Source organism: Bacteroides sp. AM37-9, from assembly GCF_003603455.1.
GTDB classification, from domain to species: domain Bacteria; phylum Bacteroidota; class Bacteroidia; order Bacteroidales; family Bacteroidaceae; genus Bacteroides; species Bacteroides xylanisolvens.
The window spans coordinates 22586-37201 of the sequence record NZ_QTNF01000034.1; the positions used below are offsets into that span (position 1 = coordinate 22586).

Consider the following 14616-nt stretch of genomic DNA (forward strand, 5'->3'; position numbering starts at 1 on the left):
CTTCCGAACTTTGCACCCGTAATCAATAACAAGACATATAGTCATGAAAAAGACATCTACAGTACAATTGGTGCGCAATGCCACCTTGAAAATCAGGTATGCGGGACACACCATGCTAATTGACCCCGTTTTAGCCGACAAAGGCACTTTGATATCGGCCCTCGGTGTGAATAAAACACCGAGGGTACACCTCACCATTCCTATTCAGGATATTATCGGAGGCGTGGACATGGTGCTCCTGACCCACAATCACATCGACCATTACGAGCCGAGTGTCCCCACACATTTGCCCAAAGAAATTCCTTTCTACGTTCAGCCCCAGGACGCGGACGCCATCAGAAACGACGGATTTACAAATGTGATACCCATCGAAGAAATAAAAACAATAGACGGCATATCCATTTACCGCACGACCGGACATCATGGTTTCGGGCAGATCGGGCAGATGATGGGACCTGTATCAGGTTATGTGCTAAAAGCCGAGGGCTTCCCGACCGTTTATATAATGGGTGACTGCCGATGGGAAGCATGTATCCGAGACACCGTGGAACGGTTCAATCCTGACTATATCGTGGTAAACTCCGGAGGTGCAATCTTTCCCGAATTTTCCAAAACGGACGGTCCTATCATCCCCGACGAGAACGAAGTGATGCAGATACTTGACGAATTGCCTTCGCATATCAAGCTGATAGCCGTACACATGGATGCCATCGACCATTGCCAGACCACCCGTGCAATTCTGCGCAATGAGGCAACGCATCACGAAGCCGACATGAGCCGGCTGATTATCCCGGAGGACGGAGAAACAGTTGTGTTATGAGTGTCTGCATTAAATCCCTGATAAAAAACATGAACATAGTGGTAGGGTGCACTATAGGATGCCCTTACTGCTATGCCCGTAACAACTGCCGCCGTTTCCACATTACCGACGACTTTTCCGTGCCTGAATACATGGAACGAAAACTGCGCATCATCGATACGTCCCGTCCTCATGTGTGGCTCATGACAGGAATGAGCGATTTCTCCGATTGGAAGCCTGAATGGAACGCAGAAATTTTCGAGCGGATCAGCAGCAATCCCCAGCACGCCTATATCTTTCTGACGAAGCGCCCTGACAAAATCAGTTTCTCCTCTGACGACGAGAACGTATGGATGGGCGTGACCGTTACGCGCAGTTCCGAGAAAAGGAGGATTGATGATTTGAAAAAGAATATCAAAGCACGACACTACCATGTCACGTTTGAACCTCTCTTCGATGATATCGGCGAGATTGATTTCGAGGGAATTGACTGGATTGTCATAGGCACAGAGACCGGAAACCGAAAAGGAAAGTCATATTCGCGCCCCGAATGGGTGCTTAGCATTGCAGAACAGGCAAAGGCTCATGGCATACCGGTGTTCATGAAAGAGGATTTGCTGCCGATTATGGGCGACGAAAGAATGATTCAGGAATTGCCGGAACAATTTACCAGACGAATACAATGAATATGGATACAATAAAGGAAATAGATGTAAAGAGTGTAATGACCAAATCCTCTCTGCCGGTGGGAGGATATTCGGTCAACCCTTATGTAGGGTGTCCCCACGCCTGCAGGTATTGCTACGCATCGTTCATGAAACGGTTCACCGGGCACACCGAGCCGTGGGGTACGTTTTTAGATGTAAAAAACTGGAAGCCGATAACGAATCCTCATAAATACGACGGTGAACGTGTTGTAATAGGGTCTGTGACGGACGGTTACAATCCGTATGAAGAAGAATTCCACCGTACCCGAAGGCTGCTCGAAGAGCTGCGAGGAAGCGATGCCGAGATTATGATATGCACAAAGTCCGATCTTGTCCTTCGCGATCTCGACCTGTTGAAGAGTTTTCCCAAAGTGACTGTGTCATGGTCTGTCAATACGCTCGACGAGCAGTTCTGCGCAGATATGGACAACGCCGTAAGCATTGAACGCCGTCTGAAAGCGATGCGTCAGACATACGAGGCAGGTATCCGCACCGTATGCTTCGTCTCGCCCATATTCCCCAGAATAACAGACGTAAAGGCAATAATAGAGGAGGTAAAAGATTATGCTGATTTAATCTGGCTTGAAAACCTGAATTTACGCGGGCAGTTCAAAGGCGGGATAATGACGTATATCCGTGAGAAGTATCCTGACCTCATACCGCTTTACGAGGAAATTTACAATAAAAAAAGGCTTGAATACTGGCAGGCATTGGAGCAGGACATTTCAAATTACGCCAAGGAGCAGGGCTTCCCGTATCGTATAAACGATCTGCCATACGGACGCTCGGAAAAAGGCAAACCTGTCATCGTAAACTACTTCTACCACGAAAAAATACGATTGACAAAATGAGGCTATGCCGGACTGATGCAGAAAAGTTGTAGCGCGGATAAAAGCACCATGTATGTGGATAATATCCGGCAATCTTCCGAGCGTATGCGGGAGATGCTCAACACGCTGCTGGATTTCTTCCGTCTGGACAACGGCAAGGAGCAACCCAACCTTTCCCCTTGCAGGATTTCCGCAATCACGCATATTCTTGAAACGGAGTTCATGCCCATTGCCATGAACAAGGGGCTGACTTTGATAGTGGAGAGCCACACCGATGCGGTGGTTTTGACCGACAAGGAACGTATCCTGCAAATCGGCAACAACTTGTTGTCAAACGCCATCAAGTTCACGGATAACGGTAGTGTATCATTGGCAGCGGATTATGATAACGGTTTGCTGAAACTTATCGTTGAAGATACCGGTACGGGCATGACCGAAGATGAGCAACAACGAGTATTCGGTGCATTTGAACGTCTTTCAAATGCCGCCGCAAAAGACGGCTTCGGATTAGGCTTCCTGCAACCAGCCGTTATCCAACAGCCGGGTTAAATGCGTCCTCCCTATCTCGGCCGTCCCTTGCAGGACGACACAGCGGTCTTTCTCCTGGAGCTTTCTTAATTCCTCCAGTGAAGCCGCCATTTTCTCCGCCATTGTTGCCATAACCGTTTTTATTTAGATTCTGATTATTTTCGTGCAAATACTCGTTTTTAGACACGTGTAAATACTCGTTTTTAATTATGTGCATTTACTCGTATTTGTTGCAAAAATACAATATTTGTTCCGATAATCAGCTACTAATGAAGTCTTTTTTTACTTGTTGTATCGTCGAAACGGCCTTTCCCGTGAGCTTCGCCACGTTCCGGATCGAGTAGCCTTTCTTTAACAAGGCGATCGCCTCCCGGTATTCCTCTTTCCTCTGTTCGGCCGTTTTCCGGCTTCCCGGCTTCCGTCCCAGCCTGCCCCCTTTCTGGATGTACAACTCCCGTCCGCTATTAAGGCGGTCGATGATCCCCTGGCGTTCGATCGCGGCCAGTTCCCCCAACAGGGTAGTGATCAGAGAGGACAAGGGGTTTACCGTCTTGTCCGGCCGTAACGTTTCCAGGTTCAGGTTTTGAATATACACGCATATTTTATGCGTGTGCAGCGTATCGAGTGACTTTAGGATCTCCAGGGTTGAACGCCCCAGGCGTGAGATCTCGGTCAGCAACAACATATCCACCCGGTTCTGCGGATCTGTGCAGTATTCCAGGCAACGGCTTAAAACCGGGCGTTCGATATTGGCCTTTCGTCCGCTTATCTTTTCCTCAAAGACCGCCGTCACCTCGTACCCCCGTCCGGCTGCGAACCTCTCCAGATCGACAACCTGCCGTTCGGTCGATTGCCTGGCCGACTGCGAGCTTACACGTGAATAAATAACCACATTCATCCCTTTTGCTTTTGTTCTTCCTTATCTATTGTTTTAATCACCTTATCCACCTCTTTCAAGGAGGCATTATTTCCGGATCTATCCAAAAAAGAAATTCGCTAATTAACCTATAATTACTATCTTTGCATTGTAATGCTTGGTAAAGCCTCTGTTATCAAAACACGTAACCAAGTCAAGGATATACCCGTTCATCAAGAACGGGTTTTTCTTTTGCGACAGCCCATTCATAAGACAAAGGATATTATAACAGGTCAGTAATCACAGCCGCCGGAATATCCAGCTTTGAGAAAGCGAACATCTTTTTCCCCAGATCCTTTAACGAGGCTCCGATATGGTACACGTCCGTTTCATCAACGATCAGGAAACGGTCGTGACTGTCCCGGTACGTCCTGATGTCGATAGGTGGGTACTGGCTGTTATGCCTGTCAAGATCAAGTTGGAGTTGCTGCGTGATACGCTGGGTGTAAATGGTGGCCGAGACACCGACGCTGCGTTTACTCAACATGAGCAAGACCGTTTCGTCCACATAGTTGTCGATAAGCACGATCGAACGCCTGGCCGACTTTACCAGATCGGTAGCGAACTTGTACGCATCGAAAATCTGGCCGTTATAAAAAATGCCTTCGACCGGGGGCAAGGCAGTACGCACAAAAAAATCTATCTTCTCGGTATGTTGAGCGACAGTCCTTTCAAGTTCTGACAAACGTTTATTAATGGAATACCCTTTTAAAAGATAGTCCTTTAAAACCTTATTCGCCCATTGCCTAAATAAAATACCTCTTTTACTATTGACACGAAACCCAATGGATATGATCGCATCCAAATTGTAATAAGTCAGATTGCGCATCACTTGCCGTTTGCCTTCCTGTCGAACTGTTCGGAAATCCCGAACAGTTGAACTTTCCTCTAATTCTTTCTGATCATATATGTTTTTTATATGCTCGCTTATATTTGCTTTGCTGGATTGAAAAAGATCCACAATTTGCGCCTGTGTCAGCCAAACGGTTTCATCTTCCAGCCTCACTTCCAACTTGACCGCTTCATCCGGCTGGTATAATATGATTTCTCCCTGTTCCATTACTTATTTACCTTTTCTTAATTCATCAAGCCTCTGCATCGCACCGCTGAACTTCTCACTAAACATCATATCATCGGGCAAAACAAACCAGGTGGGAATACCTCTCGACTGTGGATTACCTATACATTCATCTTGCCCGTTCTGTTTGCGGTAATCGTCCCATTCACTATAAGCGATGTTCCAACGAATACCTAATTTATAGGTATTTTCCCATTTAATAATAGCCAGTGAATAGGCCGGATCATCTTTGCCGTCATAAATCACTTCTACAACTTCAACCATCCCTTTAGGGGAATTTATAAACTTCGGATTTTTATACGAATAAGTGCTCATGTCTTTTATTTTTTATTTATAGCACACAAAGATACTCAAAAACAAATATATACATATATACATACGTATGATTAACGTATAAAAACATTTATGGTTATTCTAATCTTTGATTAATTCCGGTACAGAAACAAAACGTACCGAAAGGTGGAAACCGGATTTATTTCGGTACGCTTCCCCGATCGGCACAAAAAACACGCAAAAAACGAAAAATACTACTTTTAGTATTTTAGTATATTAGTTTTTGACTATATTTGCGGACATGACAACCATTTAAAAAACTGAATTTATGAGCAAAGCAAAAGTAATCTCCGTATTGAATCACAAAGGGGGAGTAGGAAAGACTACAACCACGATCAACCTGGGCGGCGCGTTACGTCAAAAAGGGTACAAGGTTCTTTTGATCGACCTTGACGGACAAGCCAACCTGACCGAATCGCTGGGCTTCTCCGCGGAGCTTCCCCAAACGATCTACGGTGCGATGAAAGGCGAATACGACCTGCCGATCTACGAGCATAAGGGCGGTCTTAGCGTCGTTCCCTCCTGCCTGGATCTCTCGGCCGTTGAAACGGAGTTAATCAACGAGGCCGGGCGGGAACTTATCTTAGCCCACCTTATCAAGGGCCAAAAGGAAAAATTCGATTATATCCTGATCGACTGCCCCCCCCTCGCTGTCGCTGCTCACGCTTAACGCACTGACGGCCTCGGATCGGTTGATTATCCCGGTTCAGGCTCAATTCCTGGCAATGCGTGGAATGGCCAAACTTATGCAGGTCGTCCACAAGGTGCAGCAACGTTTGAACTCGGATCTTTCGATAGCCGGGGTTCTGATAACCCAGTACGACGGAAGAAAGAACCTGAACAAGAGCGTTTCGGAACTGGTACAGGAAACATTCCAGGGCAAAGTGTTCAGCACCCATATACGCAACGCCATTACGCTGGCCGAAGCCCCGACACAAGGGCAGGATATTTTTCACTATGCCCCCAAATCTGCCGGGGCAGAGGACTACGAAAAGGTATGTAACGAACTGCTAACAGAAATAAAGTAACCATATGGCAAAGAAGAACGATTTAAAAAACAGTATGTCGGCCGGGCTGACCGGGGGATTAGACAGCCTGATCCAATCCACGGCCGGGCAAAAAGAGGCTCAAAAGCCGAAGAAAGCGAAAACCGTGCATTGTAATTTTGTCATGGACGAAACCTATCACCAGAACTTAAAGCTGATCGCGATCCGCAAAGGCGATTCGCTAAAATCGGTATTGCAAGAGGCTATATCTGACTACTTGGATAAAAACAGTTCCCTGCTATAACAGCGTATCGGGAATATACAGGGCAAACACTCCACAAAAGAAATTCTCCAGGAAAAAGGTACGCAAAAAGCACCCCTACACATCAAAAAGTATATTGAAAATGCGATTCCCTATAAAGAACCCGTTGGCGGGATTAATCTTGCGTATGTTTAACCTGCCAACGGGTACGATATTGATAAACTTTTTGTTTAAGGTTTAACGTTTACGTTGCTATTTGCATCAACCCATTCTGTTGTCTCTGCATTAAACTGGATCGGATTCAACACAGCCTCTCCCTGATCAGTATAACCACCACCGAAAATCAACGTGTAGATATGACGCTTGCCCGCTACCCATGTATCTCCGAACGGAACATAAATTGTTCCGTAACTATCTGCTGAACCCAACAGATAACCTCCGGACTGCTGGATTTTGCAGGTGATCGACAGGTAACATTGATGCGCACCGTCGGCTTTTATCTTGGTATTGGTGGCTTCTTCGGAAACTTTCCATGCTGTCAGCTTCTGTGGTATATTCAGCATAGGAGTTTTTTCGGAAATATCGGTAGCTGTGGTATTACTATTGACCTCGATGGATTTGCCTTGCACTACGGTAATAAAACCTCCTCCTGTAGAGCTTTCAGGCCAATCACCCACAGCCCAACTTCCCGTTCCATCGGCTGTCGCAGGCAATGTGTAGACGCCGCCCATTTTTACATTAAAAATCTTGATGTCCTTTATATTCACCTGCATGTTATCGTATTCGGTCTTTGCTTTGAATACGACCTGTGACAGAATATGCTTGAAGTTAAATTTCACTACTCCGTTGTTCTTGTCTTTTGTCTGGCCTTTGGCTATGGCATACATCACGTCGTAGTTTTCATGAGCATTGATACCAGATCCATACTCATCGGAGCAGGAATAAGTTATCTTTTGAGTATCCTTGGTGGCTTCCCACATATAACTCCACTGCATGGCTTCATCAACCGTTCCGGGATTGAACGCGTAAAAGTCCAAAGGCTCGGTAGGCCAATAACGAAGATCGCCCGCATTTTTATAATCCCACTTATTATCTTTGTACACGATATTCACTCCGTCATGTCCAAATTCCGTGTCGACCTTTCCCATGAAGGCAGTACCATCCGCCGTAAAAGCGAACACGTCGAAATCGGTGTTCTTCAAGTTGGTGTTGGTAGTAGGGGTAGCCCTCGTTTCCGCCGCATTACTTAACACGTTAAAACCAATCGCATTTCGTGAGGAGGTTTCCACATTCGCAATCTCCTCGTCTGAGCAACCCATGAGTAGTGCTCCAAAGATTGCCCAAAGCATTACTGTACTTTTTTTCATAAATAAAAATAAATTAAATTGATACATATAATTAATAAACTCGATTCACTACTGTCCAAAGAAATTTTCTCAGACATGATTTAAATTAGTTTATATTAATGCATTACGCGAATAAAATTTTTCCGGGATTTGATTTTATACTTTTGCAAATAGTATTGCAAGAGATAGAAATCATGAATCAGGGAAAGACCGTATTCGCTCAGATAATGTCGCTCATACCGAGATATGAGTTTGACAAATGCGTAAAGAGATACAATGGCAACCGACATGCCATCGAGTTCAAATGCAGAGACCAGTTCATGGTGATGAGTTTTGCCCAGTTCACCGGCCAGGATAGCCTGCGCAGCATTGATGCAACGCTGGTTGCCCTGTCCTTCAAGTTGTACTCGTCCGGAATCAAATATATCCAACGCTCGACTTTGGCACATATCAACGGGACCAAGGACTGGCGCATCTATCACGACTTCGGTCAGATATTGATTGCACAAGCGAGATACCTGTACCGCCATGAGCCTTCCAGACTCGACGTGGACGGAATCGTCTATGCCTTCGACAGCAGTACGATGAAACTTTGCCTGCAACTCTGTCCATGGGCAAGACTTCATCATGATAAAGGTGGTGTAAAGATGCATACTCTGCTGGATTTGCGGGGAACGATTCCCACATTTATTTATCTGACGGAAGCCGCGGTCCATGACTCCAAAGCAATGAGCCTCGTACCCGTGGAGCCTGGTAATTACTACCTCATGGACAAGGGATATGTGGATTTCAAGCAGTTGTTCCTCCACTTTCATCGCCAGCGGGCTTTCTTTGTCACCAGGGCCAAGGACAACATGAAGTATGAGGTGGTAGAAGAGCATCCGGTTGATAAAAGTACAGGAGTTGTTAGCGATTCCACTATCAGGCTGACGGGACTGAAAACCTCCCGATGGTATCCGGATACACTCCGTATGGTTGTGTATGAGGATTATGCCACGGGAAATGTCTATCGGTTCCTGACCAATGACTTCACACATTCCTACCTGACCATTGCTGAACTTTATAGGGAACGTTGGCAAGTGGAATGTTTCTTCAAATGGATCAAGCAACATCTGAACATCAAGGCGTTCTACGGGACCAGCCAGAATGCAGTATACTCGCAGATATGGATTGCCATCTGCGATTACCTGCTGCTTGCCATTGCCAGAAAGATGTTTCATATTGATCAGGAACTTTATATTTTATCGTCCGTAGTCGGCAAAGTACTCTTTGAGAGGAAGCCTTTAGGCGAACTGTTTATTAAACCAAAACGTCCGATGAATGATTCCGATTCAGATCAACTGAACCTATGGGGTAATTTCTTTGGACAGTAGTGAACTCGATTACTTAATAGTTGACATAGCGTTTACCCGGCATCCAATCCGCACTGAAAACTCAAATATCCGTTTATAACACTATATCCACATTCACATCATCCCAATCATCAACGTCCACATCAAATCCCGCACCGTCACTTCCCGGCTCGAATGGTACCTCATAATCAAAATTCAACACCAGATGCACATCACCGACATGCCCCGCTACCGGGACATCATGCACTTGGTCGCTCACGTCCTGTTCCAATACAGACATGCTGCCGGAACGGTTCTTGAGATACAGCCGGAAAACATTGGGCTCTCCTTCAAGTGCGGAATGTCCAAACGTATAGAATCCGCCTATAATCTGATTCCGTGAAACCATTCCATCAAAGAGCAGGCTCTCCGAAAGACCGGCGGGCAAACTGTCGCCGGACATGTTAAGCGAGCCGGACATGCCGGAAAGAGCGGCCCGCAAATCCGCCACCCTATCCAGTCCCCGAAGACCGTTCACCTCATACGTGTAGTGACATACCATGTTTACGGGAGTTAGCCGTACTATCTCCGCGCTTCCTCCCGGAATGTCCTTGAGGATAACTCCGTCTATATGGTCGCCACACAGCCAGGGTGGGGTGACAGCCATTGTCCGGTTATCCGGTGACCGAACATCACGCGTATCGGCAGTAAAAAGCGTGTAACTGCCGTTTCCTTTCCAAACCATCCCGTCGGTATCGTAGTTGAAGCAAATTACCCGGTAATCATTCTCGGGGAGCTCCACTTCCCCCCCCTCTCCTCCGGGGAAATCAAATATCCACGTGTTGCTTTCATCATCGGTCGGATAAAATACGACCCTCATGCCTTCAGGCTTGTCATGATTGGAAATCTTGGTCCAGTCGAATATTACCCGCACCGTGGCAAAGTGCGGATGATCGTAACATAAATCCTTATGCTCACAAGCCGTCAGTCCTATCCATAAAAATATGAACACCAGACTAAAGCGTATCCGTATCACTGCCTGCCTCCTTTCTTCCGGCTATAATTCCCCCGCCCGATCAACCACACCAAAGAGATACCCGCCTTGGTCGGGCCGAACCAGCGGCGGTTTTTAGTGGTCTGCCATACATAGTGACCGTCCAAAGGGATGTACTCCTTGTACGATCCTCCAAGGTAGCCGATTCCCAACGTGAAATCCACATTGAACCGATGTCCCACAGGTAACGAGTAGCCGTAAGCCACGCCTCCCCCGTAACTCCATTTATCCCCCAAGTAACCTTTCCCACCCAATTCGAAATCATAGGTGACGATCTGCCCGTACAATCCGACATGATGCCCGGAAAACGGTTTTTCCACCGCTCTCCGACCGAACCAGCGGCGCAACTCCACATCTCCCCCATAGATACGCCAATAATTATGCTTCCGATCACTTTTCCACCAGGCATACATCCAATTCCCGGCCACAGACCAGTTCTTCCCCAAACAGAACTCAACCCCGATGTCAGGTATCAAAACAGCGTCATAAAGCAAGTTTGTTTTCACCGCCATGCAAAACGGCCGTTTCTTTACCGGAGCTATGACGGTAACGGTATCACGGATGCACAACGTATCACGTGTATGTATATATACCGTATCTCTGACGGGATTTATCGGATCACTATCATAGCATATTTTCACCATCGACGAACGAAGTTTCGGAAAATGGAATTTATACAAATATGAGTATGGCCTCCCCCCTTTCAGTCTTTTCAGTTCTCCCCCCCAATAAGGGCTGTCCTGGTTTTCCAAACGTACGATCTTCTCCAACAAACGAAGGACATCCTCCCTCTCCGGAACATTCACATCCGCTCTCACCATCGTTATAAGTCCGTTCCAGTCACTTCCCGAAAAATGAAAATCCTTCTCCAATACCGGAATCTTTATATAAGGTGATATATACCGCCACAAAACCTCTGCTCGTTTTTCAGACAGCCTTCCATTCAACAGCCCCCCTCCTTCCGGGGAAGCTCCTCCTATTATTTGAATTTTCCTGATAAGACGGACGGAGTCGTTCAATGCGGAACAGATTTTAGCAAACCGCTCCATCTCGTTCCCATTGTCAAGTAAACATGTATCTATATTTACCTTTCCTTGATGAAAATAGATCCTTACCGAATCACGCTTCTCCTGAGCGGATATTTCTCCGCTTATACTCAACACGAGCACGAACAATACACATTTAATATAAAAAAAACATCTTTTCGTCATTTAATCATTTGTTAATATGACAATCCAAACCCAGGCTTTTACACCCCCTGAATTTCAACCGCTAAAGATATGCACTTATAAACCAACCTCCAAAGCAAAAAACAAGTATTTTAAACTTATAAATACTTAAAAAGACAACCACACAACAGCTACAACACTTACCACAGCAGCCAATCACGCTTACACAACAATTAAAAACACTTAACATCATAAAGAAAAGTACTTAAACATACAAAAAAAAAAAACAGTTATTTTTGCAGGAAACATTATACTTAATAACACTTAAAACAATAAAACACATGAAAATCAGCACAAAAGCCGCTACTTTTCTAAGTTCAATAAAAACTCAAACTTACGACAAAAAAGAAAGAGAAATGATAATAACGTATCAACAAAAACGTGTCTTTCATCTATCCCTGCTCATGCTGGCCTTATGCGCACCCATATACATATATTCAGTTCCATTTCCTAATGAACAGTTTTATTATATTAACAGCGTATTATTCCTGTTTATCATTATGTGCACTCTCGCTTATTTTAAAAAGAGAGTAAATCTGACCACGACCTTTTCCATTATACTGATAGCCATACATATCGAGATTTTTATCGAAATAATTTATTGCTCAATATGTAGCGGATATGAATATAGTTATCAAAGAGCATTGATAATGAGTAACATTAGTATCTCTCTCTTATTTACCATGCTTTCCATCTGTGCCTATATGAGTAATATCTCCATCCTATTGTCCTCCCTTACCATAGCTTCCTATACAATCTGCACACTTATCACCGACGAACCGTTCCTATACAGTTATCTGCCTTTGATCATCATCATATACACCATGATCCCCTTATTAGGAAGATCCTTACACAGTAATATCAGCAGCTTGCTAAAAAGTAGCAACTTGCTAAAAGAGGAAGAGGAAATGCTTTTGAAACGTCTCCAAATGAAAAAGGAAGAACTATTCGCGTTCGCCGAGTTGTTAAGCGAGAATAACCCGGAAGAAAAGACAAGCTCCCTGTTAAGCATAATAGGGGAACAATCCAAAGAAAATCTTTTTACAGCCCTTGCCGCATACCAGAAAAAGGAAAAAAGTAAACTTGATACAATCAGGAGAATATATCCCAATTTATCCCCGTCCGAATTAAACATCTGCCGTTTAATACTGCAAGACAAGACCGTCAGCCAAATATGCGAATTATTACATCGGAGTAGCGGAAACATAACCAGCCAACGAGCGAACATACGTGCCAAACTCGGACTGAAAAAAAGCGACAATTTAAAAGAAGCATTACAAGAACGCATGAGGCTGTATGAAGAAGAACACCGGCAAGAGGACTTTTCAGCCATGCGTTAGGGATTGCAGAGTAAAGCCCACAGCCTTTAGGCGAGGACTTGCAACGGAAAGCCTGACCGTCCCACAGGAACGCCCAAAAGAAAAAGAATCCCCCGAACATTCATCCGGGGGACATCCAAGCCGTCACATCAATTATAATACAGATTCAGATCATCCGTGCCAATCTCCTTTCCGTCCCGGAAAACAAGGCGTAAATCAATCCTCTCTCTGTTTTCATTGCCACAAAGATAGACATACCGGCCAACATACGCATCATACTTATCAATCAGTTCTAACGGTATGACCGGCATGGGAAAAGGATACACCTATATTGCATATAGCGGAAAATTTGTAAGATTACCCTGTACTTTATAAGGCAACATAGAAAATCTCTCCGCATGCAATTCCGGTCTTTTTCCCAGTAATGCTGTCAACGAATTGGCCCGGACATTCCCTTCGGCCTTCACTTCTATCGGCACCATTTGGGCATTACGTTGAATAACAAAATCCAACTCAAGACGCGAATTGTCTGTGTTATGGTAATAAATCGGTGACACGCCCTTACTTTTCATCTGCTGCAATACATACTGTTCAGTCATTCCTCCCTTGTATTCCTTAAATATGTCGTTTTTAATCAAGACTTGGGCCGGATCTGTCTTGACCATAGCACCCATAAGCCCCAAATCAACCATATAGAGTTTGAAAGCCGACAGGTCTTCATAAATATCAAGCGGAAGCTCCGGTTTGGTACATCGAGGCACTTTATACAACAACCCGGCATTTACAAGCCATTGAATGGCCATCTCAAAATCATTGGCTCTGGCACCTTTTCGCAAAGCTCCGTAAATGAATTTCTTGTTTTCTTTAAATAATTGGGAAGGAATGCTGTTCCATACCATTCGGACACGCGGAACCTGTTCTTTGGGCGCATGTTTTGAGAAGTCAAGATCATAGCCTTGCAAAATCTCCGACTGTATTCTTCTGACTTCCAGCAAGGAATCCGTTTCTACATATTTGAGTACAACTTCCGGCATACCACCTACATAATAATATTGCCGAAGGAGATCCGTATATTTGTCATGCAGGAGGCTTATCGTTTCAAAATCCCCACTCATAAGCAATTTACAAGCTTCTTCTTCTCCCTTGGCGACAAGAAACTCTTCAAAGTTCATAGGAAATATATTGATGACATTTACCTTCCCTACGGGATAAGACACATCCTGATGAAGGGATATCCCCAAAAGTGAACCTGCCACAGCTATATGATACTCCGGAACCTCCTCTTTAAAATACTTCAAAGATTCCAGTGCTTCCGGGATATCTTGTATCTCATCAAGGATAATAAGCGTATCACCCGGAGTAATGTCAACGGAAGTCATCGCACGCAGCCCCCGTAAAATTCTGTCAACATTGAAATCCTGAGAAAAAAGCTGGCGTGCAAGGTTATTCTTACGGCATACCACATAAGCCTCTTTTTTGTATTCAAGTTTGGCAAACTCATGGAGCAGCCATGTTTTCCCAACTTGTCGGGCACCATTTAAAATCAGAGGTTTTCTATCCTCACGGTTTTTCCATTCTATAAGTTGTTGCAAAACAAATCTTTTCATCTACAAACAGCATTTTTATACATGTAAAAACAGCGTATAATACATTTATCCGCACTTATTTAAAGCACAAATATACTAAAATAAACAGATAATAGAAGCAATCTTATACATTTTTCCGCACTTTAATCAACTCCAATGGAAAGCAGTAGCCAATTTAGGATTGCCTTCTCCACGCTCGATGGCCACCAGCGTATTGATGCCCACGCCCGCCAGTTCGGAGAAGTTCCAGCTGATTGACCTTCAAACTCTTCCTGCACTCTTTAATCATCTTTCCTAGCTCTTTCATATTCA

General features: G+C 44.8%; 13 protein-coding genes and 3 pseudogenes. 8 read left to right on the forward strand and 8 right to left on the reverse strand.

Features of this window, described 5'->3' with window-relative positions:
• Positions 1 to 43: 43 nt before the first annotated feature.
• From DW862_RS20070 to DW862_RS20085, 4 genes and pseudogenes are all read left to right on the forward strand, one after another.
• A complete protein-coding gene (locus DW862_RS20070; RefSeq protein ID WP_004329300.1) occupies positions 44 to 820 on the forward strand; it encodes an MBL fold metallo-hydrolase in 777 nt (258 codons plus the stop codon).
• Entirely contained in the window at positions 817 to 1485 is a 669-nt protein-coding gene (locus DW862_RS20075) for a radical SAM mobile pair protein A (RefSeq protein ID WP_004329299.1), read from the forward strand. The genes DW862_RS20070 and DW862_RS20075 overlap by 4 nt, the downstream gene beginning before the upstream one ends.
• Positions 1482 to 2357: a radical SAM mobile pair protein B gene (locus DW862_RS20080; protein WP_004329298.1), complete on the forward strand. Its 876-nt coding sequence runs from the start codon at positions 1482 to 1484 to the stop codon at positions 2355 to 2357. Before DW862_RS20075 ends, DW862_RS20080 begins: the two co-directional genes overlap by 4 nt.
• A pseudogene (locus tag DW862_RS20085) lies at positions 2358 to 2849 on the forward strand (sensor histidine kinase); the annotation flags it as partial.
• Positions 2850 to 3123: 274 nt separating this feature from the next.
• Here the strand turns inward: DW862_RS20085 and DW862_RS20090 are convergent.
• The 3 genes from DW862_RS20090 to DW862_RS20100 all read right to left on the reverse strand — a co-directional run bounded on the left by DW862_RS20090 (position 3124) and on the right by DW862_RS20100 (position 5173).
• Positions 3124 to 3762 carry a recombinase family protein gene (locus DW862_RS20090; RefSeq protein ID WP_007564634.1) on the reverse strand — a complete coding sequence of 213 codons (639 nt, stop codon included), beginning with the start codon at positions 3760 to 3762 and terminating at the stop codon, positions 3124 to 3126.
• Between the two features lie 241 nt (positions 3763 to 4003).
• Positions 4004 to 4840 carry a virulence RhuM family protein gene (locus DW862_RS20095; RefSeq protein WP_007564633.1) on the reverse strand — a complete coding sequence of 279 codons (837 nt, stop codon included), beginning with the start codon at positions 4838 to 4840 and terminating at the stop codon, positions 4004 to 4006.
• Positions 4841 to 4843: 3 nt separating this feature from the next.
• Entirely contained in the window at positions 4844 to 5173 is a 330-nt protein-coding gene (locus DW862_RS20100) for a hypothetical protein (protein ID WP_007564632.1), read from the reverse strand.
• A 286-nt stretch (positions 5174 to 5459) separates the two neighbouring features.
• Here DW862_RS20100 and DW862_RS20105 point away from each other — a divergent pair.
• Positions 5460 to 6219: pseudogene (locus DW862_RS20105) on the forward strand (ParA family protein).
• 4 nt (positions 6220 to 6223) lie between these two features.
• Positions 6224 to 6481, forward strand: coding sequence for a hypothetical protein (locus tag DW862_RS20110; protein ID WP_005648607.1), 258 nt, complete (start codon positions 6224 to 6226; stop codon positions 6479 to 6481).
• Between the two features lie 188 nt (positions 6482 to 6669).
• Here the strand turns inward: DW862_RS20110 and DW862_RS20115 are convergent, their stop codons facing one another.
• Positions 6670 to 7806, reverse strand: a complete 1137-nt coding sequence (locus DW862_RS20115) for a fimbrillin family protein (RefSeq protein WP_181993396.1) — start codon at positions 7804 to 7806, stop codon at positions 6670 to 6672.
• 98 nt (positions 7807 to 7904) lie between these two features.
• Here DW862_RS20115 and DW862_RS20120 point away from each other — a divergent pair, with 98 nt between their 5' ends.
• Positions 7905 to 9158 (forward strand): IS4 family transposase, encoded by a 1254-nt coding sequence (locus DW862_RS20120; protein ID WP_005818951.1) that lies wholly within the window; start codon positions 7905 to 7907, stop codon positions 9156 to 9158.
• 73 nt (positions 9159 to 9231) lie between these two features.
• Here the strand turns inward: DW862_RS20120 and DW862_RS20125 are convergent, their stop codons facing one another.
• Positions 9232 to 10152: a DUF5119 domain-containing protein gene (locus DW862_RS20125; protein ID WP_007564613.1), complete on the reverse strand. Its 921-nt coding sequence runs from the start codon at positions 10150 to 10152 to the stop codon at positions 9232 to 9234.
• Positions 10149 to 11381: a DUF3575 domain-containing protein gene (locus tag DW862_RS20130; protein ID WP_007564611.1), complete on the reverse strand. Its 1233-nt coding sequence runs from the start codon at positions 11379 to 11381 to the stop codon at positions 10149 to 10151. Before DW862_RS20130 ends, DW862_RS20125 begins: the two co-directional genes overlap by 4 nt.
• A gap of 299 nt (positions 11382 to 11680) precedes the next feature.
• On the opposite strand from DW862_RS20130, the gene DW862_RS20135 reads away from it, so the two are divergent.
• Positions 11681 to 12739 carry a LuxR C-terminal-related transcriptional regulator gene (locus DW862_RS20135; protein WP_007564609.1) on the forward strand — a complete coding sequence of 353 codons (1059 nt, stop codon included), beginning with the start codon at positions 11681 to 11683 and terminating at the stop codon, positions 12737 to 12739.
• A gap of 305 nt (positions 12740 to 13044) precedes the next feature.
• Here DW862_RS20135 and DW862_RS20140 read toward each other — a convergent pair whose 3' ends face one another.
• Positions 13045 to 14325: an ATP-binding protein gene (locus DW862_RS20140; protein WP_005868811.1), complete on the reverse strand. Its 1281-nt coding sequence runs from the start codon at positions 14323 to 14325 to the stop codon at positions 13045 to 13047.
• A 126-nt stretch (positions 14326 to 14451) separates the two neighbouring features.
• Positions 14452 to 14611: pseudogene (locus DW862_RS26470) on the reverse strand (helix-turn-helix domain-containing protein).
• Positions 14612 to 14616: the final 5 nt, after the last annotated feature.